17 protein-coding genes and 1 pseudogene are annotated in these 21,409 nt (G+C 67.2%); 4 read left to right on the top strand and 14 right to left on the bottom strand.

Annotated elements, in window-relative coordinates:
* Positions 1 to 57: 57 nt before the first annotated feature.
* From ACHMWQ_RS04685 to ACHMWQ_RS04705, 5 genes are all read right to left on the bottom strand, one after another.
* Positions 58 to 1,530 carry an ArnT family glycosyltransferase gene (locus ACHMWQ_RS04685; protein WP_396306564.1) on the bottom strand — a complete coding sequence of 491 codons (1,473 nt, stop codon included), beginning with the start codon at positions 1,528 to 1,530 and terminating at the stop codon, positions 58 to 60.
* 40 nt (positions 1,531 to 1,570) lie between these two features.
* Positions 1,571 to 2,446 (bottom strand): phosphatase PAP2 family protein, encoded by an 876-nt coding sequence (locus tag ACHMWQ_RS04690; RefSeq protein ID WP_396306565.1) that lies wholly within the window; start codon positions 2,444 to 2,446, stop codon positions 1,571 to 1,573.
* A gap of 228 nt (positions 2,447 to 2,674) precedes the next feature.
* The gene (gene bfr / locus ACHMWQ_RS04695; protein ID WP_266333976.1) at positions 2,675 to 3,160 is read right to left on the bottom strand and encodes a bacterioferritin; all 486 of its coding nucleotides are present in this window, start codon (positions 3,158 to 3,160) and stop codon (positions 2,675 to 2,677) included.
* 89 nt (positions 3,161 to 3,249) lie between these two features.
* Positions 3,250 to 3,501, bottom strand: coding sequence for a bacterioferritin-associated ferredoxin (locus ACHMWQ_RS04700; RefSeq protein WP_266333978.1), 252 nt, complete (start codon positions 3,499 to 3,501; stop codon positions 3,250 to 3,252).
* Between the two features lie 270 nt (positions 3,502 to 3,771).
* Positions 3,772 to 4,497, bottom strand: a complete 726-nt coding sequence (locus tag ACHMWQ_RS04705; protein WP_396306566.1) for a CoxG family protein — start codon at positions 4,495 to 4,497, stop codon at positions 3,772 to 3,774.
* Positions 4,498 to 4,677: 180 nt separating this feature from the next.
* On the opposite strand from ACHMWQ_RS04705, the gene ACHMWQ_RS04710 reads away from it, so the two are divergent.
* From ACHMWQ_RS04710 to lspA, 3 genes are read left to right on the top strand one after another with little or no spacing between them, the layout of a single operon-like run.
* Positions 4,678 to 5,658, top strand: a complete 981-nt coding sequence (locus tag ACHMWQ_RS04710; protein WP_396306567.1) for a class I SAM-dependent methyltransferase — start codon at positions 4,678 to 4,680, stop codon at positions 5,656 to 5,658.
* The gene (locus ACHMWQ_RS04715; RefSeq protein WP_396306568.1) at positions 5,651 to 6,487 is read left to right on the top strand and encodes a TrmH family RNA methyltransferase; all 837 of its coding nucleotides are present in this window, start codon (positions 5,651 to 5,653) and stop codon (positions 6,485 to 6,487) included. The genes ACHMWQ_RS04710 and ACHMWQ_RS04715 overlap by 8 nt, the downstream gene beginning before the upstream one ends.
* A gap of 11 nt (positions 6,488 to 6,498) precedes the next feature.
* Positions 6,499 to 7,017, top strand: coding sequence for a signal peptidase II (lspA, locus tag ACHMWQ_RS04720; protein ID WP_396306569.1), 519 nt, complete (start codon positions 6,499 to 6,501; stop codon positions 7,015 to 7,017).
* A gap of 154 nt (positions 7,018 to 7,171) precedes the next feature.
* Here the strand turns inward: lspA and ACHMWQ_RS04725 are convergent, their stop codons facing one another.
* The 4 genes from ACHMWQ_RS04725 to ACHMWQ_RS04740 form a co-directional block, all read right to left on the bottom strand.
* Positions 7,172 to 8,395 carry a URC4/urg3 family protein gene (locus ACHMWQ_RS04725; RefSeq protein ID WP_396306570.1) on the bottom strand — a complete coding sequence of 408 codons (1,224 nt, stop codon included), beginning with the start codon at positions 8,393 to 8,395 and terminating at the stop codon, positions 7,172 to 7,174.
* Between the two features lie 189 nt (positions 8,396 to 8,584).
* Positions 8,585 to 9,844, bottom strand: coding sequence for a GTP cyclohydrolase II (locus tag ACHMWQ_RS04730; protein WP_396306571.1), 1,260 nt, complete (start codon positions 9,842 to 9,844; stop codon positions 8,585 to 8,587).
* Positions 9,845 to 10,495: 651 nt separating this feature from the next.
* On the bottom strand, positions 10,496 to 11,509 hold the full coding sequence (locus ACHMWQ_RS04735; RefSeq protein WP_396306572.1) for an aldose epimerase family protein: 1,014 nt from the start codon (positions 11,507 to 11,509) through the stop codon (positions 10,496 to 10,498).
* A gap of 79 nt (positions 11,510 to 11,588) precedes the next feature.
* Complete coding sequence (locus ACHMWQ_RS04740) at positions 11,589 to 13,088, bottom strand: phosphomannomutase/phosphoglucomutase (protein ID WP_396306573.1); 1,500 nt, start codon at positions 13,086 to 13,088, stop codon at positions 11,589 to 11,591.
* A gap of 283 nt (positions 13,089 to 13,371) precedes the next feature.
* Here ACHMWQ_RS04740 and ACHMWQ_RS04745 point away from each other — a divergent pair, with 283 nt between their 5' ends.
* Positions 13,372 to 14,331 carry a nucleoside hydrolase gene (locus tag ACHMWQ_RS04745; RefSeq protein ID WP_396306574.1) on the top strand — a complete coding sequence of 320 codons (960 nt, stop codon included), beginning with the start codon at positions 13,372 to 13,374 and terminating at the stop codon, positions 14,329 to 14,331.
* Between the two features lie 323 nt (positions 14,332 to 14,654).
* On the opposite strand, the gene ACHMWQ_RS04750 is transcribed toward ACHMWQ_RS04745, so the two are convergent.
* The 5 genes and pseudogenes from ACHMWQ_RS04750 to ACHMWQ_RS04770 all read right to left on the bottom strand — a co-directional run bounded on the left by ACHMWQ_RS04750 (position 14,655) and on the right by ACHMWQ_RS04770 (position 21,211).
* On the bottom strand, positions 14,655 to 15,494 hold the full coding sequence (locus tag ACHMWQ_RS04750) for an outer membrane protein (protein ID WP_396306575.1): 840 nt from the start codon (positions 15,492 to 15,494) through the stop codon (positions 14,655 to 14,657).
* A 119-nt stretch (positions 15,495 to 15,613) separates the two neighbouring features.
* A pseudogene (locus ACHMWQ_RS04755) lies at positions 15,614 to 17,288 on the bottom strand (urocanate hydratase).
* Between the two features lie 137 nt (positions 17,289 to 17,425).
* On the bottom strand, positions 17,426 to 18,559 hold the full coding sequence (locus tag ACHMWQ_RS04760; RefSeq protein WP_396306576.1) for a DUF917 domain-containing protein: 1,134 nt from the start codon (positions 18,557 to 18,559) through the stop codon (positions 17,426 to 17,428).
* Positions 18,560 to 18,570: 11 nt separating this feature from the next.
* The gene (locus ACHMWQ_RS04765; protein ID WP_396306577.1) at positions 18,571 to 19,830 is read right to left on the bottom strand and encodes a Zn-dependent hydrolase; all 1,260 of its coding nucleotides are present in this window, start codon (positions 19,828 to 19,830) and stop codon (positions 18,571 to 18,573) included.
* Between the two features lie 7 nt (positions 19,831 to 19,837).
* Positions 19,838 to 21,211 (bottom strand): dihydroorotase family protein, encoded by a 1,374-nt coding sequence (locus ACHMWQ_RS04770; protein WP_396306578.1) that lies wholly within the window; start codon positions 21,209 to 21,211, stop codon positions 19,838 to 19,840.
* Positions 21,212 to 21,409 lie beyond the last annotated feature (198 nt).

Consider the following 21,409-nt stretch of genomic DNA (forward strand, 5'->3'; position numbering starts at 1 on the left):
GGATGGCAGCGCTTATAGTATGCGCGTTCCCCGCCAGCAACCGCAGCGGCGCGGGCGTTAGTCCGTGTCGTCGCCGCAGAGCGGCACCGGGGCGAGCGGCGCGATCGGCCGGTCGAGCCGGAACAGATGATATTGCCGGCTCGAACTCGGACCGCTGGCGACCGTCAGCCGGCCCTTGTCCTCGACCTCGCCGAAGAAGCGGGCGAGCCGCGCGGGCTCGGCGCAGCCGGCGACCAGCAGCGCCGGGCCCGTCGGCGCGTGGTCGAGGAGGCTGCGTGTCAGTTCGAACTGGTTGTCGGGGCCGGGATCGTCCGGCCACACCGTAACGACCAGGGGATCGTCGCGAAGATTGTAGACGAGGGCGGCCGCGTCGGCCCGGCTGAGCGCCACCACCATGCTCGCGCCGGAGGTCTTCGTCTCGGCCCGCACCGCGTCGCCGAGCCGGCTCCAGCCCAGCACCTGCTTGTAGATGTCGCCATGCTTGAGCAGCGGCAGCGTCACCCGGTCGGCGACGGCGTTACCGACGAACAGCACCAGCTGCGCGACAATGCCGATGGCGAGCCCGGCCTGGACCAGGCGGAAGCGGTCGCTGCGGATCAGGAACGAGGTGCCGACAAGGGCGGTGGCGACGAGGCCGGAGGCGGCCCAGTTGGCGTTGGTGATCGTCAGCACGCTGGCGATCGTGACGACCAGGATCACCGGCAGCGCGAAGGCGAGCAGCATCCGGTCCTCGCCGGGCAGGCCCTTGCGCCAGGCGGCGATCGCGGCGGCGAAGGCGCCGCCCATCAGGAACGGCCCGATGATGCCGAACTGTGCGGCGAGGAATCCGATGGCGTTGCCGAGGCTGATCCGCAGACCATCGCCGGAGATGTTCTCGTTGGTGTGGCGCAGCGTGACCAGGCCGTTGTTGAGGTTCCAGACGATGTTGGGCGAAAGCAGCAGCAGCCCGATCGCGACCGCCAGCCAGAACCGGCCGGAACGGATGACGGCGCGCGATAGCGGGTCGATCAGGGCGGCGATCAGTGCGCAGCCGATGAAATAGGCCATCGCGTATTTCGCCAGCAGGCCGAACCCAATCCCGAGGCCCAGCAGCAGGCTCCAGCGATAGCCGCCGCCGGCGCGCAGCCGCACGAAGGCGTAGAGCGACAGCGCCCAGAAGAACAGCAGCAGCACGTCTGTCGACAGGATCGCCGCGGAGAAGGCGACGCCCGGCGCCAGCGCGAAGCCGAGCGCGGCCCAGAAGCCGATGCGCGGACCATAGAGCGCGCGGCCCGTCGCGTAGATCAGCAGCGAGGTGCCGAAATAGAACAGCGGCGAAGGCGCCCGTACGCAGGCGACGCCGGTGCCGCAGACCGCGTTGGCGGCGGCGATGGTCCAGGCAATCAGCGGCGGCTTGGAAAAATAGCCGAAGGCGAAATGCTGCGACCAGTCCCAGTATTGCGCCTCGTCGACCTGCAGATCGGTGACCGAGTATCGCAGCGCCAGCAGCCGCCCGAGCGTGATGGCCGCGAGCAGGACGACCAGAAGCACGGCGCTTTGGTCTGCAAAGGGCGACGCGGCCGTCCCCGTTTCAGTTCGATCGGTCAACTCTGCCAAGTCCGTTGCTGCGGTGGTCCCACGGGCCACCCCGCGCAATACGCCCGAGGATAAAAGCCGCTGCAAGCGCGATCTTCGCCAGCGCACCTTCGGTCGCAGCATCGATGCGAGCACTGAAGGGGCCTGCAACCAGGACGCGATGCAGGCCAAGCAGGATGACGAGCGTGATGCCCCAGGCGATCAGCACGTCGGAAAGGAAATGGCCGCCAAAGGCGGTCCGGTTCAGCGACAGGGCGAAGGCGAGCGCGCCGATGGCCCCGGTAAGGGCGGGCCGGTAGCGCGGCGGCGCCAGCATGGCGAGGGCGAGGAGCCACATGGCCGAGGCCGCCTCGCCGGAAACGAAGGAGCAATTGGAAAGGCAGGCCCCGCCGATCTTCCAGGCGGGTTCGAAGGGCGCGGCGCCGCCAAACAGATCGACCTGGATCGGGCGGGGCCGGCCCCAAAAGCTCTTGAGCACGCCATTGACGATCAGGCCGGGTCCGAGCGCCAACGTCGAGAACAGGAACCAGATGTGGCTGGCTCGGATCGGCATGGGGCGCAGCGGGCGTGCCAGCTTGGCGCCGAGGCTCGCGAGCAGGGCGAGGCATACCAGCACGACCAGATCCCTGCCGAGCAGGCGCAAGGTCACGAGCCCGGGAAGGCGCGATGCGGGAAAGGCGCCATCGGCATGGAACAGCGCGGCGAAGCGGAGGTCGAGGGCGGGAAAGGCCGTGAGGAGCAGTGAGATCGCGGCGAGGCCGGCCAGCGCCCCATAGAGCGGCGTCAGCGAAAGCGGGTCGGCTGAGCCACGGGCCGGGGCCGTGCCGTCCCGGGCTGCACCGTTGCGTGAAGCGATGTCCCGCTCTGCCATTCTCCGGCCCCCGCTGCCATCCGGAGGCGCCACGCGGCGCCATGCAGGACATGCATAGAGCAGGGTGTGTGACAGGATCAGGACAGTCGCGGCGGCGAAATGGGCTTGCGCGGCCCGCGTTGAGGGGGCCCAAAATGAATCCGGCGCCGCCGCGGTGTGGTGACCCGCGGCGGCGCCGGAAAGCCCCGGGGGATCCCCGAGGCTGTGCGAACTTGTTGGCGCTCGCGCCTATTCGGCTTCGTTGCTGGGCGCGGCCTGGAGCTGGTAGTAGAACTCCTTGCCGAGATCGTTCAGCAGGCCGAGCTGGGTCTCGAGGAAGTCGATATGGCCTTCCTCGTCCTTCATCAGCTCTTCGAACAGGGCCATGGAGACGTAGTCGCCGGCGGCGTGGCAGACGTCGCGGCCTTCCTTGTAGTAGTTCCGCGCCGTGTATTCGCCGCGCAGATCCGCCTCAAGCACTTCCTTGACGTTCTGGCCGATTTCGAGCGGGTCGAGCACCTGCAGGTTGGGGAAGCCGTCGAGGAAGATGATGCGCGCGATCAGCTTGTCGGCGTGGTGCATCTCCTCGATCGATTCGGCCCGCTCCTTCTTGGCGAGCTTGGTGTAGCCCCAATCCTCGGTCAGCCGGTAATGCAGCCAGTATTGATTGACTGCCGTCAGCTCGAGACGCAGCGCGCGGTTGAGATACTCGATGACCTTGGCATCGCCCTTCATGGCGGCATCCTTTTCTGGAATTGTTCTAATCCGAGAATAGGGTGGGCCGCGGCGATCGTCAAACGCCGATTCCGGGCTTGTGGAAGGACTTAGCCGTAGACGGCGATGTCGTCGGATTCCTCGGAACTGCTGCCGAGCGGTTCCGGACAGGTGACGATGGCGCCCGATTCCGCCAGCAGCTTGCGCACCAGGATGAAGCAGACGGTGCACTGCGCCTTCATGCCGAGGGCGCGATAGACGCGTGCGGGGGTGAGCGGTCGGCCGGGGGTCTCGCGCGCCAGCCGTTCGGCGGCTTCGAGAATGCGGGCCTTGGTGAGGAAATTGCAGGAACAGACGATCATGGCAGGGGAGGTTGCCTCCGTGGGCTTCCGTTTTACCAGAGATAGGCCTTCGCGTCCGCGCCCGCCAGCCGGCTGACCGGCGGAGAGAGAGGGCGAGCCCGCGCATGGCGCGGGCTGCCGGGCCGCTTTCGATCGCTTCTTTTGCCGCAAACGGGGCGTTTCGATGACCGCATCGATCCTCCGCCCGCTTCCCGGAAGTAGGTATGGCCCCTCCGCTCCGCCGGCCGGGAGAGGCCGCAGAAGCGGAAGAGCGTATTCGTTGGCTGGAGCCTAGCGGCTGACGACCGCGAGGAACAGGATCACGACGATCAGCGCCAGCAGGCCCCAGACATAGGGGCCGCCGAGGAAGCCGCGCGCCGCCGCGACCTCGACTTCTTCCTCGATCTCTTCCGCGACTTCGCCGAGATCGAGCGCTTCGTCGTCGATCTTGTGCTCGATGCGGTCGGTCAGCTCGTCGGTCGCCGCCGCATCGGCGGGCTCCAGATTGGCGGGCTCCAGCTTGACGGGCTCGGCATCGGGCGGGGTGGTCGGCGTGAGGGAGGCCATCGTCGGCTCGTCTCCAGAAAGGCGGTTGGCAATAGCGCCGACAAAGGCGTCGGCTATCTTCTTGGTTGTGCTGTCTATCAGTCTTGTGCCCAGTTGCGCCAGCTTGCCGCCGACGTCGCCGCTCGCATCATAGGTCAGGATCGTCGCATCGCCAGCCTCGGCGAGCTTGAGATCGGCCCGGCCGGTGGCAAAGCCGGCGACGCCGCCCTTCGCTTCGCCGCGGATCGTGCAGCGCTCGGGCGGCTGCACATTGGCAAAAGCCAGGCGGATGACGAAATGCGCCTGGATCGGCCCGACCTTGGCGGCGATCGTGGCGCTGATCGCATCCTTTGCCGTTCGCGACAGCGTCTCGCAGCCGGGAATGCAGGCCCGCAGCACCTCCGGATCGCTCAGGGCCCGCCAGACTTCGTCACGACGGGCGGGGATGCGGTATTCGCCCGTCATCTCCATGGCTGTCGTCCTCGTCAGCCGGCGCCGGGCCAATCCGCCTGTCGCCGTCTTCCGCGCGAGGGCGCGCGGGTCGGTCTCCTCTGTTTTATTTTGGATGGAGCCCCGGAGTCGGCAAGACGGGCGGCGCCTTCGTTGCCGGCATCGATTGGCTTTCGGCGCGGCGAACGCTATGAACCGACCATGACGACTGCTTCCGAGATTTCCCCCGCCGCCCGCGCTCCCCAGACACCGGCCTCCCGCTGGCCGGTGATGCTGACGACAGAGGGCTGGCCCGATTATGCGCTGATCGATTCCGGCCATGGCCGGAAGCTCGAGCGCTATGGTCCCTACCGCATCGTGCGGCCCGAGGCGCAGGCGCTGTGGACGCCGCGCCTCTCCGCCGAGGAATGGGATCGCGCCGACGCGATCTTCACCGGGGCCAAGGACGAGGATTCGGACGGCCGCTGGAAATACAGGAAGCCGCTCGGCGAAACCTGGCCGATGGCCTGGCCGCTGCCGCGCGCGGTCGGCGAGGGCGAGGTGCGCTTTCTCGGCCGCTTCACCGCCTTCCGCCATGTCGGCTTCTTCCCCGAGCAGGAAATGCACTGGGCCTGGTTCGGCCAAAAGATCCGCGACGCGAAATATGCCGATCCGAAACGCCAGCCCAAGGTGCTGAACCTCTTCGGCTATACCGGCATCGCCTCCTTCGTCGCGGCCATGGCCGGCGCGCAGGTGACGCATGTCGACGCCTCGAAGAAGGCGATCGGCTGGGCCCGCGATAACCAGACCATGTCGGGCATCGCCGATCTGCCGGTGCGCTGGATCGTCGATGACGCGATGAAGTTCGTGCAGCGCGAAGTGCGCCGCGGCTCGAAATATGACGGCATCATCCTCGACCCGCCAAAATTCGGCCGTGGCCCGAATGGCGAGGTCTGGGACATCTTCGAGCGCCTGCCCGAGATGATGGGGCTTTGCCGCCAGCTGCTCGCCGACGACGCGCTGTTCCTCTGCCTTTCCGCCTATTCGATCCGCGCTTCCTTCATGGCGATCCACGAGACCTCGGCCGAGGCGCTTTCCGGCCTGCCGGGCACGCTCGAATCCGGCGAGTTGCTGATCCGCGAGGAAGGCGAAGGCCGCACCCTTTCCACGTCGCTCTTTTCCCGGTGGTCCCGCGATGGCTGATCATTCCCCGATTGCCGCGCCCGGCGCGGTCAAGACCATCACCAGCTTGACCAATCCGACGATCAAGGACATTCGCGGCCTCGCTTTGCCGAAGAACCGCAAGGAAAGCGGCCTGTTCGTCACCGAGGGCATGAAGCTGGTCGCCGACGCGGTCGAGGAAGACTGGCCGATCAAGATTCTTGTTTACGGCGCGAAGGTCGCTGACCACCCGGTGGTCAAGCGCGTCGCGACGACGGCGCATGCGCGCGGCGGCGACGTTCTCGAAGTCTCCGAGGCCGTGCTTTCAAAAATAACGCGCCGCGACAATCCGCAGATGGTCGTCGGCGTGTTCGAGCAGAAGCTGACGCCGAAGAGCGAGATCCAGCCCGGCCCCGCCGGCGTCTGGGTGGCGCTCGAAGGCATCAAGGACCCCGGCAATCTCGGCACCATCATCCGCACCGCCGATGCCGTCGGCGCCGAGGGAGTGATCCTGGTTGGCGACACGGTCGATCCGTTCGGGGTCGAGGCGGTGCGCGCCACAATGGGCTCGATCTTCCACATGAAGCTCGCCCGCATGAGCGTCGAAGAATTCAAGTCCTGGCGGAAAGGCTGGCCCGGCATCGTCGTCGGCACGCATCTTTCCGGCAAGTCGGATTATCGCACCATCGATTACGACCGGCCGGTCATGCTGTTCATGGGCAATGAGCAATCCGGCCTGCCGGACGATCTCGCCGGGATCTGCGACCACCTCGTCAAGATCCCGCAGGCGGGCCGGGCGGACTCGCTGAACCTCGCGATTGCCACCGGCGTGATGCTCTACGAGATCCGCCGCGACAAGCTGAAGCTCTAGGCATGGATGCGATGACGCCAGAGACGGACACCACGGCCGCCCCGGCGGCGGCCCGCATTCCCGGCCCGTTCTCGGCGCTGGGTCTTTCGATCATGGCGCTGACCATCCTCGTCGACCAGCTCTCGAAGTGGATCGCCGACGCCTATCTGGTCTACCAGCAGGGCATCGCGGTGCTGCCGGTCCTGGCGCTCTACCGCATCAACAATACCGGCATCGCCTTCTCGCTCGGCAACAGCGCCGACAGCCTGGTTCTGATCGTCCTGACCGCGATCGTGACGGGGGTGGTGTTCTGGGTCTGGCGCGGCTCGACCGAGGGCGGCCGCACCGCCGCCACCGGCTTCGCGCTGATCGCCGGCGGCGCGATCGGCAATCTGATCGACCGCATCTGGCACGGCCACGTCATCGATTTCCTGTATCTGCACTGGAACGAGCGCGGCTTCTTCGTCTTCAACCTCGCCGACGTGGCCCTGACCCTCGGCCCGATCCTGCTCGCCTGGGTCTATCTGCTGCAGCCGGGCAAGAAGGGCTGAGTTCGGCCAAACGGCAGTGCCTTTCACCTCTCCCACAGGGAGAGGTCGGAGCGGAGCTCCGGGTGAGGGGTTGCGATCTCCAAGGTGAGCCTGAACCCCTCACCCGCCGGCCTGCGGCCGTCGACCTCTCCCCATGGGAGAGGTGAAGTCTCCCCTAAAACACCGTCCCGTCGCTCTCGATCATCAGCGGCGGGCCGCCATCGGCGCGCTTTTCCCGCGCGATCCGCCGCCCGGCCGCCCAGGTGCCGCCTTCCAGCACCTTGGCCAGCGGCAGCGTCTCGGCATCGCTTCCGAGCGTCTCGCGGATCAGCGCCGCCGTGCGGTCGAGCAGGGCGACCGTCAGCGCCCGCCATTCGACGATGAACTCGTCCTCGGCCTTCCAGCGCCGGGCGAACGCGGCGGGATCCCTCGGCACCAGCACGCCGAAATCGAGGAACAGCCCGCCATTGCGGTATTCCGGCAGCCCGGTCAGCCCGTCGAGATCGACGACCTCGACCCCGGTCCAGAGCAGCGGCTCGATCAGCGAGTAGCTCAGCCACTGCGACAGCTTGTGGAACGGCATCAGGCCCGAGGTCGCGTCGTCCGTGATGAGCTTGCGATGCTCCCAGGTGTCGCCGAGCGCCACGCCTTCGCGCAGCAGCCGGCTCGGCCAGATCGGCCCGAGCGCCTCCAGCACCAGCTCCAGGATTTTCGGCGCTGAGACCCGGCCGTCCTCGTCGGCGGTGGCGAGCACCGCGTCGAACAGCCCGCCCGGCCGCGCCTCGTCGGTGCCGAAGAGATCGGCGCGGTCGGCGACGACCCGGCCGAGCGCGTTCAGCAGCCTGGCCCGGCCCTCGAGCCCGACCATCGGATTTCCAGGCGAAACCTGGAAGCCCTCGGCGAGGTCGGCGGCTTCGAGCACGGCGAGCGCCGCGGCGTCGGCGCGCAGCGGATCGGCCGGGTCCTGCGAGAACAGGCCGGAGGCGAACATGGCGAAGCTCGCCACGCCAAGCCCCTCCGAACGGGAAAAGGTCTCGCCGGTCATCGCCTCGTGATAGCGCCAGTCGGGCCCGGCTCCCGCATCGAGCAGCACGGAGACGATGGCGAGGTCATAGGCGGCGCGGCCGAAGACGAAGGGATCGGTAATGCCGGCGGCATCCACCAGGCCGCCGAACCGGTCGATCTGGCCGGCTTCGAAGTGGCGCCAGCGCGCATGGAATGGGATGTCGCGATCGCCATAGTTTTCCCGCATCGTCTCAATGACGTAGTCGGCCACCGCCGGCAGGCGGCCGAGATCGACGGCGAAATGGTCGAGTTCGCCGGCGATGCCGAGGTCGAGCAGCCGGTTGGCGCGCTCGCGCACGGCGCTGGCGGAGAGAAGGGAAGGGATCGATGCCAAGGAGATGCTCCGTCGATGCGATAGGAACGGACTTCACCTCTCCCGGAGGGAGAGGTCGACGGCGGAGCCGGCGGGTGAGGGTTTACGGCGTTTCCGGAGAGGGCGTAAACCCTCGCCGGACGTTTGGGCCGATCTCTCCCTTGCGACGCGAGGAGAAAAGCGCCTCCATCCCGACCGCCGGCAGCCCTCTCAATATTTCTCCAGCGGCCTGCCGATCGTGTGCGCCAGATCGTCGGCGGTGGGCGGCGCGTCGGCGGAGAAATAGCCGGCCGCCTTCTTCGCCTCCATCTCGACGCGCGCGTCGACCGGGATCAGGGCATCCGGCAGCGCCACCCGCTCGCGGATCTCGATGCCGGAGCCGGTGATGGCGTCATATTTCATGTCCGACATCGAGACGAAGCGGTCGATCTTGGTGATGCCGAGCCAGTGCAGGATATCCGGCATCAATTGCTGGAAGCGGGCGTCCTGCACGCCGGCGACGCATTCGGTGCGCTCGAAATAGGTCGCCGCCTGGTCGCCGCCCTCCTGCCGCTTGCGGGCGTTGTAGACGAGGAACTTCGTCACCTCGCCAAGCGCCCGGCCTTCCTTTCGGTTGTAGACGATCAGCCCGACGCCGCCTGCCTGCGCCTCCTTCACCGCTTCCTCGATGCCATGCACCAGATAGGGCCGGCAGGTGCAGATATCGGAGCCGAACACGTCGGAGCCGTTGCATTCGTCATGCACGCGGCAGGCGAGCGTCCGCTTCGGATCCGCGATCGCCGCCGCGTCGCCGAAGATGTAGAGCGTGATGCCGCCGATCGGCGGCAGGAACAGCGCGAGATCCGGCCGGGTCACCAGTTCGGGATACATGCCGCCGGTCTGCTCGAACAGCGTGCGGCGCAGCTGGTCCTCCTCGACGCCGAAGCGCGCCGCGATGCCCGGCAGGTGCCAGACCGGATCGATCGCCGCCTTGGTGACGGCGACGTCGCCATTGCCATGCACGATGGTGCCATCGATCGGCAGCCGCTTCAGCCGGATCGCCTCATGCAGCTCGATCATGGTGAGCCGCGCCTTGGTGATGGCGATGGTCGGGCGGATGTCGACGCCCTCGGCGATCAGGTCGGCGAAAAGCTCGGCGGCGAGGTGCCCGAACGGGTCGAGCGAGACGATCCTGGCGGGGTCGGCCCATTGCGGGTGCGGACCGATCGAGACTGCCGGTGAGGTGTTGCGATAATCCGGCCGCTGGATCGGGTTCAGCGCGCCGGAGGAGACGGCGAGCGCGCGATAGAGCGAATAGGAGCCGCCATGCGTGCCGATCGTGTTGCGGTCGGCGGGGTTCGACACGGTTCCCACCACAGGCCCGCGCCGGCGCGGGTCGGGGTCGCCCCAGCGGATCGGAAACCGGACCGGCGCCTGGGCGCCGGGATGCGAGGTGAGACGGATATGCGTCGAACGGTTGATCGTCGTCATGATGCTCCAGCGAACCGGCCTGCGAGAGCACGTCAGAATGATCCGCGCCGCTGCGGAAGGGAAGAAAATTCGCGCGGGGGTTGGGTTTTGGGTTCGCGGCATTTCGGCAGAGCGCCGGACAGGCTCCACCATCATCCTGAGGTGCCCGGCAAGGCCGGGCCTCGAAGGAGGGTTCAGGGAACGGCCTTGGGGCGACGCGCCGTCCGCGAAGATGCCCGCTGGACCCTCCTTCGAGGCTTCGCTGACGCGAAGCACCTCAGGATGATGGTCGGCGCAGGATTTCGCGAGCGAAGCCCACCAGGATGACGGCGAGGGTGGGGCGAGGGGGCGAACATCCACGTGGCGCCGTCGGCCGGCGCCGTCAGAACGTGCTTTCCGCCCGGCCGGCGCTGTCTTCACATCCGCCAGTCGACCCCTGCGCTCCGCCCGCCCAAACCCTCCGTCGTCATCCCGGCGGAGGCCGGGATCCAGACACTCCGGCCTCAACGGAAAGGTCTCGGCCAAGATTTCCAAAGCCGGTGTTCCTGGGCCCCGGCCTTCGCCGGGGCGACGGTCCGCAGCCAACAAAAAAGCGACCGCGCCGGTCGTGGCGCGGTCGCTTCATCAAGGGCTGGCCCCTCCGGCGTGCGGGAGGGCCAGCAAAGAGAGTCCTCAGCCGGTGCGGCTGAAGCGGAACAGGGTTTCCTGGTGATAGGTCTCGCCGGGGCGCAGCACCGCGCTCGGGAAGTCCTTCTGGTTCGGCGCGTCGGGGAAGAGCTGCGCCTCCAGGCACAGGCCCGCATTGGCGCCATAGACTTCGCCATTGATGCCGGCGTCCTTCGAGGCCACCATCTGGCCGCCATAGAACTGCACGCCCGGCTCGGTCGAGGTGACTTCGAGCGCGACGCCGCTCTTCGACGAGGAGAGCACGGCGATCGGCTGCGGCGTCGCGACCTTTTCGCGCCGGACGACCATGTTGTGGTCATAGCTCTCGACCACGCCGTCATGGCCTTCGCCGAAGCGGCGGCCCCCACGGAAATCATATTCGGTGCCGGCGACGGGACGGAACTCGCCGGTCGGGATCTTGCCCGCGTCGATCGGCAGGTAGGTCTCGGCCGGGATGGTCAGCATGTGGTCGCGGATGGTGCCGGTGCCGTCCAGGTTGAAATAGCTGTGCTGCGCCAGGTTGACCAGGGTCGGCTTGTCGGTCGTGGCGGATATCACGGTCTTCAGCGTGCCGGGCGCCTCGATCGAATAGGTCAGTTCGACATCGACCTTGCCGGGATAGCCCTCTTCGCCATCGGCGCTGCTGATGCCGAGCGTGACGCTGGACGGCGTCGAGCGCAGCAGCGTCCAGACGCGCGTGCCAAAGCCGTCGAAGCCGCCATGCAGATGGTTCGGCGCCTCGTTCTGCGACACCTGGTAGGGCGTGCCGTCGATCTCGAAGCGGCCATCGGCGATGCGGTTGGCGAAGCGGCCCGCGATCGCGCCGAAATAGGTGCGGTTGCGCAGATAGGCTTCCATGTTGTCGTAGCCGAGCACCAGCGGATGCGGCACGCCGGCGAGGCGGATGTCCTGGATCACGGCGCCGAAGGTCAGGATCGTCGCCGTCAGGTCGCCATTCGAGATGGTGATGGCCTCGACGGATGTGCCATCCGGCATCGTGCCGAAGGAGCGGGAAGTCATGTGCGTTCTCTCCACGGGTGTTTTCTAGGCGTTTATTATCGGCCCCGGCCGGCGAACCGGCCAAGTGCCTGTTGGAAGGTCAGATCGTTTGGTTGTAGGCGCCGACTTCCGGATTTTCGCGCAAGGTCTCGTCGATCGCCTTGAACATCTCGCGCATGCGGGCCTCGGACACGGGGCTCTCGACCACGACGACCATTTCCGGCTTGTTCGACGAGGCGCGCACCAGGCCCCAGGTGCCGTCCTCGTTGACGACGCGCACGCCATTGACGGTGACGAGGTCGACGATCTTCTGCCCGGCGACGCGTTCGCCCCTGGCCTGCTTCTCCTGGAAGCGCCGCACCACCTTGTCGATGACGCCATACTTCTTCTCGTCGTCGCAATGCGGCGACATGGTCGGCGAGCCCCAGGTCTTGGGCAGCGCGTTCTTGAGATCGGCCATGCTCTTGCCGGGGTTGCGATCGAGCATGTCGAGAATGGCGAAGGCCGAGACCAGGCCGTCGTCATAGCCGCGGCCGATCGGCGGGTTGAAGAAATAATGGCCGGATTTCTCGAAGCCAGCGAGCGCGTTCAGGGCATGCACCCGCCGCTTCAGGTAGGAATGGCCGGTCTTCCAGTAATCGGCCTTGGCGCCATGGCCGAGCAGCACCGGATCGGTGGCGAACAGGCCGGTCGATTTCATGTCGACGACGAAGGTCGAGTTGGGATGCAGCGCCGCGAGGTCGCGCGCCAGCATCACGCCGACCTTGTCGGCGAAGATCTCCTCGCCCTCATTGTCGACGACGCCGCAGCGGTCGCCATCGCCGTCGAAGCCGAGCCCGACCGCCGCGCCATGCTCCAGCACCGCGTCGCGGATCGCGTGCAGCATCTTCATGTCTTCGGGGTTGGGATTGTAGCGCGGGAAGGTGAAGTCGAGATCGGCATCGAGCGGGATGACCTCGGCGCCGATCATCTCCAGCGCCTTCGGCGCGAAGGCGCCGGCCGTGCCATTGCCGCAGGCGGCGATCACCTTGATCGGGTGCCGGAGCTTCGGCCGGTTCGTGAGGTCGGCCAGGTAGCGCGCCGGGAAGTTCTCGTGGAAGAGATAGGCGCCGCCGCCGCGCAGGTCGAAGGCGGCCGTCAGCACCAGCTCCTTCAGGCGGATCATCTCGTCCGGCCCGAAGGTCAGCGGCCGCGCCGCGCCCATCTTGACGCCGGTCCAGCCATTCTCGTTATGCGAGGCGGTCACCATGGCGACGGCCGGCACGTCGAGGTCGAACTGGGCGAAATAGGCCATCGGCGTCACGGCGAGACCGATATCGTGCACCTTCACGCCGGTCGCCATCAGCCCGGTCGTCAGCGCCAGCTTGATCGAGCCGGAATAGGAACGGTAGTCGTGGCCGGTCACCAGCTCGCGCGGGACGCCCATCTCGCCGAGCAGCGTGCCGAGCCCCATGCCGAGCGCCTGCACGCCCATCAGGTTGATCTCGTCCCCGAACAGCCAGCGCGCGTCATATTCGCGAAAGCCGGTCGGCTTCACCATCGGCTTCGATTCGAAGTCGTAGGTGTTCGGGACCAGCCTAGGCACCGGCGTCGGAAACATGGGAAACTCCCGTTCGAAGAACCGGAGCGGAGATTGGCGTGGAAATCATTGCGAAAGCAACACCATAGCGGGTGCTGCCGGAGGGTTACCCGCTGAAACCGGCGGAAAGGATCGAACGCCCGCCGCCGGCTCCTTGCCGAGGCCGGGTGGCGCAGGCTCCACCTTGACGCTTCCCCGCGCGCGCCCCTAACGTCCGCCGGCCCCCTGTGCCGGCCCTTGACGGCCGGCCGGGCCGGGAGACGTTTCCCGCCTTCCTCTTGTCCCTGCCCATGGAGTGCCGCGCGTGGCCCAGAAGCTCATTCTCGATGTCGATACCGGAACCGACGACGCGGTCGCCATCATGCTGGCGGCGCTGCATCCGGAAATCGAGTTGATCGGCGTCACCACGGTCAACGGCAATGTCGAGGTCAAGTTCTGCACCGACAATACGCTGCGCGTGCTCGACCATATCGGCCGTTCCGACATCCCGGTCTATGAGGGCTCCAACCGCCCCTTCGTGCGCGACAATTTCCCGGTCGCGCGCGGCGTCACCGACCAGGCCTCGAAATTCCATGTCGAGACGCTGCCCGTCCCGGCGGCGAAGTCGAAGAAGGCCGACAAGGGCGCGGTCGATTATCTGGTCGAGACCTATCGCAACGCGAAGGAGCCGATCGTGCTGATGCCGGTCGGCCCGCTCACCAACATCGCTGCGGCACTCGCGGCCGATCCGGATTTCGCCAAGCGCGTGCCGGAGCTGATCATCATGGGCGGCGGCCACGAGATCGGCAACATGACTCCCTCGGCCGAATTCAACATCTGGGCCGATCCGGAAGCGGCGGCGCGTGTATTTTCGGCCGGCTTCGAGAAGGTGACGCTGGTGACTCTCGATGCGACGCACCGGGCGCTGATTTCCTATGCCGATTGCGACCATCTCGCCATGCTCGGCACGCCGGCCGCCCAGGCGACCTCGGACATCGTGCGCTTCCGCATCGAGATGCACGACATTTCCCAGAAGATGGAGGTGCTCGGCACGGCGCCGGTGCATGACGCGGTCTGCGTCGCCTATCTGGTCGATCGCGACGTGCTGACGACCCGCCATCTGCATGTCGACGTCGAGACCGGCGGCGCGCTGACGGTGGGCCGCACGGTGATCGACACGCATTTCCGGGGCAATCGCGAGCCGAACGCCCACGTCGCCTTCGACGCCGACCCGAAGCGCTTCGTCGCTATGCTGACCGAGATCTTCTCGCATCCGCACGGGTAGGGGAGGGCGGCTTTCACCTCTCCCATGAGGAGAGGTCGGAGCGAAGCTCCGGGTGAGGGGATGCGATCTCGCCGGTGAGGCCTCAACCCCTCACCCGCCACGCTCCGCGTGTCGACCTCTCCCCATGGGAGAGGTGAAGCGACGTATCAACCTCCCCGCCGGACCACCTCGTCCGACGGTACGTCAAACCGGCGGATGCCTTTTGCGCAGTCTCGTCGAGCGCGTCCTCGTAGCCGGCGTCGGCCTACCGCATCCGCCGAGCGAGGTGTCGTTGGTGAGCGCCCGCGCCAGGCGCTCGCCCGTCTCTTAATAGCCGTCTGTAATCAGAACTTGTAGTTCAGACCGAGTCGGACGGCGTGAAACTGCGCCGAGTCGCGCCAGCTGATGGATTCCGTGCTGTCGTCGGGGCTCAGGACCGAATGGTTCTTGCTGCCGAGGTCGACGTACAGATATTCGCCCTTCAGGCTGAGCTTGTCGGTGAGGGCGTATTCGGCGCCGGCGCCGAGGGTCCAGCCCCAGCGGACATTGCTGGACGATCCGTCGAAGCCGCCGCTGCGGTCGAAAAAGTGATCGCCGGGGCCGCCCCACCAGTAGCCATATTCGTGCCACTTGTAGCTGGCGCTGCTCTTCACCTGGCCATAGGCGAGGCCGCCGGTTGCATAGACGAGCAGGCGTTCGGACGGTGTCACGCCGAGGCGGGGACGGATGGTACCAAACCACTCGATCTTGCTCTCGGTGTCCAGGTCTTCTTTCAGATTATAGTTGTAGTCGGGGCTCGCATCCGAATAGAGCGTGTCAAAATAATCTGCAGAATATTGGTTTTTGACATTGAGATAGTTGAGGTCGGCTTCGATGCCGAGCACAATATTGTTGGTCTGGTAATTGTAGCCGATCTGGGCGCCGCCGGTGAAGCCGCTCTTGTTGGAGCTGTCTTCGCTGTTGAACCAGCCATTGGCGAAAGTGCCATTTTCGCCATTGAGGTGATAGGTCGTGTCGCCGAGCGGATCGCCATTGCTCCAGCCCGCGCCGGCATTGGCGCCGACATAGAGGCCCGTCCAGGAAAAGGCGGATGCAATGGGCGCCGGTTCGCTCGCGGAAACATCCGCGGCATAGGCTGGCGACGCGAGAAGCAAGAGGCTTGATGCGGCGAAGATAAGCTTCATGGATAGGCCTCTCAGGGTTCCTAATCCTTCTTAGCCGTCGCGCAGCACCCTGGCTGTTGCGCATGGGCAACGAGGACACTAATCCGGGGGCACAAGGGGGCGGGGCCTCTATGTGCGGCTCAACCTCCCCGCCGCACCACCTTCTCCGATGGCACTTCGAAGCGGCGGATGCCCTTGACCGCTGCCTCGTCGAGCGCGTCCCCATAGCCGGCGTCGGCATAGCGCATCACGCCGAGCGAGGTGTCGTTGGTGAGCGCCCGCGCCAGGCGCTCGCCGGCGGCGGGCGTGCCGTCGGCGACCAGTGTCACGCCGGCCGAGGTCATGTAGCCGGCATAGCCGCCGCCGCCCGAATGCACGGTGACGAGGTCGGCGCCGGAGGCCGACAGCGTCATCGCGTCGAGCAAGGGCCAGTCGGCGATCGCATCCGACCCGTCGCGCATGTTCTCCGTCATGATGTTGGGATGCGCCATCGCCCCCGCATCGAGGTGGTCGCGGGAAAAGGCGATCGGCCCGGAAAGCGCGCCGGCCGCCACCAGGTCGTTGACGGCGAGCGCCAGTTCGGTGCGCGCGCCATGGCCGAGCCAGGCGATCCGCGCCGGCAGGCCCTCGAACGGCACGTTGTCGCGCGCCAGGCGTATCCAGTTGGTGACGATGGCGTTGTCGGGAAAGCGCTGCAGCACGAGGTCGTCGATGCGGCGGATGTCGTCGGGATCGTTGGAAAGCGCCATCCAGCGGAACGGACCGATGGCGCGGGCGAAGAGCGGCCGCAGATAGGCCTCGGTGAAGATCGGGATGTCGAAGGCGTTCGCGAGGCCGGCTTCCCGCGCCTGGGTGCGGATCAGGTTGCCGTTGTCGAACACGACCGAGCCATGCTTCTGGAAATCGAGCATGGCGCGCACATGGGGAACGATCGAGGCGCGCGACAGCGCCATCAGTTTCGCCGGATCGCTCTGCCGCAATGCTCGCACTTCGGCGAGCGAAATCCCCGCCGGCACATAGCCATAGACGAGGTCATGCGCCGAGGTCTGGTCGGTGACGATGTCAGGCACGATGCCGCGCCGAAAAATTTCGGGATAGATCTCGGCCGCGTTGCCGACCAGCGCGATGGAGAGCGGCTCGCGGTGATGGCGGGCGTGCGCGATGCGCTGCAGCGCCGTGTCGAGGTCGGGGGGCGATCTCGTCGACATAGCCGATCGCCTTGCGCTTTTCCGCCCGCTCCGGGTCGACGTCGACGGTGAGAATGGCGGCGTTGGCCATGCGGCCGGCGAGCGGCTGCGACCCGCCCATGCCGCCGAGGCCGGCGGTCAGGATGAAGCGTCCGGCGAGATCGCCGCCGAAATGCTTCTCGGCGATGCGCATGAAGATCTCGTAGGTGCCCTGGATGACGCCCTGGCTGCCGATATATTGCCAGGCGCCGGCCGTCAGCCCGCCCCAGCAGATCAGGCCCTTCCGCTCCAGCTCATAGAAATACTCGGCCTTGGCCCATTGGCCGACGATGTTGCAGTTCGCCATGATGACGATCGGCGCCTGAACCTGCGTCTTCAATAGGCCGATCGGCTTGCCGGACTGGACGATCAGCGTCTCGTCCTCGTCCATCGTCTTCAGCGCCTGGACGATGGCGTCATGCGCCGCCCAGTTGCGCGCCGCCTTGCCGAGCGCCGCATAGACGATCAGGCTGTCCGGGTCCTCGCCGACCGAGAGCACGTTTTCGAGCAGCCGCAGCAGGCCCTCCTGCCGCCAGCCCTTGCAGCGCAGCGTCGTTCCCGAGGTGACGGGATAGCGGGGGTTCGGCATGGAAAGCGCCTCGCGGGTCGGTCGTGCGTGCTTCGAGGCCGCCCTGCGGGCGGCGCCTCAGCATGATGGACAGGACGGGTGCCGCACCAGCCCCCATCAGGCCGAGATGCGCGCGCAGCGAGCCTCGCAGCCCGCCGCTATTTCTTCTTCCGCTTCTTCTTCGGTTCGTCTGCAAAAACATAGCGCGCGAGCTCGATGCCCATCGCGGCTTCCACCGGCGGATAGACGGAGGGGTCGAGCACGCCGGCCGAAAGCGGGATGATCGCCTTGGGCACATGCAGCACATGCACCGTCATGCCGACATGCAATTGCCCGACCGAGAGCGGTTCGCCATCCTTGTCGAGCGTGGTGATGACATCCGGGAAGGTGGCGAGGCGGGTGCCGCCGGCATCGTCGATCGCCATATATTCGTTCATTACATGCAGCGTTGTCGCCTTGTCGCCGGCGCCGATCACCACCGTGCCGATGTCGAAGGCGGCGTTGGTGTAGACCACGTCCTTGCGGGCGATCCGGCCGGAAACCGCGATATGGCCGCCGGTCACCTTGCAGATCGCGTCGATGACGGCGGTGCCGCTGCCCTTGCCGGCTCCCTTGCCGTCGGCCGCGACGATCGCCTCGCCGAGCGCCAGCGCCATCGAGATGCCGCCCAGCGCCGCGTTCTTCCGCACATAGCTGGCACGCACCGGATTGCGCGCCGAGGCGATGAAGCCACCCGACATGTCGGAGGCCGTGCGCAGGATCGGCGACACCTTGGCGGTCGCGCCGCGCACCACCAGCTCGATATAGCGGTTGTCGGCCCGGTTGCCGCCGACCGCCGTCTGGATCATCGGCTCGGGCGAGGCGGCAAGCCCGATCGACCCCATGTCGCCGGTCGGATGCGCGCGGATGTCGCCGACCGCGTCGAGCACCTTGGTGCCGAGGATGGCGGAAGGCAGCCAGCCGTTCAGCGTCGAGGAGCGGCCGTTCTGGCCGACCATCAGTGCCGCGATCGGTTCGCCCAGCGCTTCCTGCAGCAGCCGCACGGCATGGACATAGTCGACGCCCTGCATTTCCCAGGCGGTGGTGCCGGCCGGCGCGCCGATCGCGGCGGCGGTCGCGACCCAGTCATTCTTGTCGAGCTCGTCGACCGTGACCAGTTCCGGCTTGCCGATCCGCACCGCGGCGAGCCCCAGCATGCGGCCATGGTCGGCCCAGCCGCCGCCCCCGGCCGCATAGACCGAGCCGCCGCGCACGGCGGGTTCGACGTCTTTCTCGGTCAGGATGCGGCCCATGCGGTTCTCCTTCAGGCGAGCAGGGTATCGAGGCGCAGCACGGCGTCGAGCAGCACGGCCGCGCCGGCGGCGATCTCGCCCGGCTCCGACCATTCTTCCGGCGTGTGGCTGCGGCCATCCTTGCAGGGAACGAAGATCATAGCCGAGGGGGCGATGCGCGAGAACCAGGCCATGTCGTGGCCGGCCCCCGAGGCCATGCGGCGCGGCGTGAGCCCCAGCGCCTCGGTCGATTGCTCCAGCACGTCGAGCAGCAACGGATCGGAAAGCGCCGGGCGGTTGTCCGAAATGGCGCGGAATTCGGTGATCCGCGCGCCCGTGCCCGACATGGCGCGCAGGATCAGCGGCCGCAATTCGGCGACGAAGCCTTCCATGAAGCTGCGCTCCTCGGCGCGCGCATCGACCAGCAGCGTCACCCGGCTCGGCACGACATTGGCGGCGTTGGGCTCGACGCGGAATTCGCCAACCGTGGCGACGAAGTGCCCGTGCCCCGCCTTGGCGCGGCGGCTCGCATCCTTGGCAATGACCGACACGGCGGCGGCGGCCCCCGCCAGCGCGTCCTGGCGCAGGTTCATCGGCGTCGTGCCGGCATGGTCGGCGCGGCCCTCGATGACGATCTCGAGCCGCGTGATGCCGGAGATCGCCGTGACGATGCCGATGTCGCAGCGCTCGTCCTGGAGGATCGGCCCCTGCTCGATATGCAGTTCCAGATAGGCGGCGATGTCGTCGCGCCGCGCCTCGGCGAGATAGGCGACGTCGCCGCCCATGCGGTCGATCGCGTCGCGCAGCACCTCGCCGGTATCAGGCTCCGGCCGTTCCAACTGCTCGGGCGTCAGCAGCCCGGCGACGGCGCGGCTGCCGATACAGGAAAGGCCGAAGATCGAGACCTCTTCCGCCAGGCAGTCGATCACCTCGAACGGGTGGTCGAGCTCGGCGCCGTCCTGCTGCAGGCTGCGCGCGACCGCGATGCCGGCCATGACGCCGGCCGTGCCGTCGAAACGGCCGCCATCCGGAACCGTGTCGCTGTGCGAGCCGATGACGATGGTCTTGTGGTCGGGAAAGCGGCCCTCACGCCGGCCGATCAGGTTGCCGGCCGCGTCGAGGCGGATGGCGAGCCCGGCCTCCTGCATGCGCCGGGCGACGAAGGCGCGGCCCTCGAGAAACATCGGCGTGAAGGCGCGGCGGGTCCAGGGCCGGCCGGGATCGGTCAGTTCGGCGAGCGCCATCAGATCGTCCCAGAGCTGGGTCTCGTCGATCGGCAGGTTGTTGCGCATGGAGGGATCAGGTCTCGATCGGCAGGGTGGGGGGCGGACGCACGAACCGGCCCGAACCAGGTTCAGCCAGCACAGCGCGCCCGTCAAAGACCTGGATTCCGCGCAGGAACGTGCCGCTCACCCGCCAGGGGAGCGTCATGCCGTGATACGGACTCCAGCCCACTACATTATGCCCACTCGCCGCCGCATCATAGAGCGCCGGCTCATGCGTCAGCACGGCAATGTCGGCATCCTTCCCGATCTCCAGCGCGCCCTTCTGGTCGGCGATGCGGAAATGCCGGGCCGGGTTCCGGGCCATCAGCCGCGCCGCAGAGGTGAGCGGGATGCCGCGTTCCAGCGCGCCCTTGACGAAGAGCGGCAGCATGACCTCCAGACCCGGCACGCCCGATGCGTTGTCCAGCATGGCGGGCTTGGTCTTGCGGTCCTCCGACCAGGACACGTGGTCGGTCGAAACGAGGTCGACATGGCCGAGCGCCACTTGCCGCCACAACGCCTCGACCTCGGCGCGCGACCGGATCGGCGGGTTGATCTTGGCCTTGCCGCCGAGCCGGCAGACATCATGCTCCTCGTCCAGCGTCAGATAGTGGATGCAGACCTCGACGGAGGCGGCATGGCCCTCGGCGCGGTAGCGGGCCGCGAGTTCGGCGCCGCGCGCCAGCGAGGAATGCACCACATGCGCCGGGCAGCCGGTCAGCGCGCCGGTCTCGAAAATCTCGACATCGGCGAGCAGCTCGGTGATGGGCGGCCGCGACAGGCCATGCGCCCGCCAGTCGGTGATGCCGGAGGCGCGCACCCGCGCCATATGCGCGTCGACCGCCTCGTGGATCTCGTTGTGCACGCCGGCGGTCAGCCCGGTCGGCGCGATCGCGGCGAAGCATTCCGCCAGCAGGGCCGGGGGAATGCGGGGAAACCGCTTGGCATCGGTTCCGAAGGTGGAGAACTTGAACGCCGCGACGCCGGCCGCCGCCATTTCGCGGATGCGCGCCGTGCCTTCCTCCGGGTCGATCGTGCCATAGAGCGCGAAATCGACGCGCGCCTGCGGCCCGGCATGGTCGAGCTTCCTCTGCACAGCCGCCGCCGAGCAGACGAGGTTGCCCTCGTCATAGGGCATGTCGACGATGGTGGTGACGCCGCCGGCCGCGGCCGAACGGGTCGACCAGATGAAATCCTCCTGGTCCCTCTGGCTCAGCGAATGCACCTGCGCGTCGATCGCGCCCGGCAGGATCAGCGCCTTGCCGAGCGCGTGTTTCTCTCGTCCCGAGGGCGCCTCGCCCTGGCCGACCATGGCGATCTTGCCGTCGCGCACCGCGACGAACCCGCCCTCGATGACGCGGTCGGCGGTAACGACGGTTCCGGAAAGGACGAGATCGAAATCGCTCATGGCATCACCGGCGGTTGTCGGAAAGGGAGATTGCGACTCGGTACATCAGAGACGCACCCTCGTCGCCAAGTTGACGGCTTTGCCGACGAAATGGGAAGGCCGATTTGCGTTCGGGCCGCTTCCTCAGCGTTTCAGGGCCCGGTTGGTGAGGTTGCCGGCTGGCCCAGCAAGGCGTCCCCCTCCCCCAAAACCGGCAGG

This window comes from Kaistia sp. UC242_56, from assembly GCF_044452255.1.
Taxonomy (GTDB): domain Bacteria; phylum Pseudomonadota; class Alphaproteobacteria; order Rhizobiales; family Kaistiaceae; genus Kaistia; species Kaistia defluvii_A.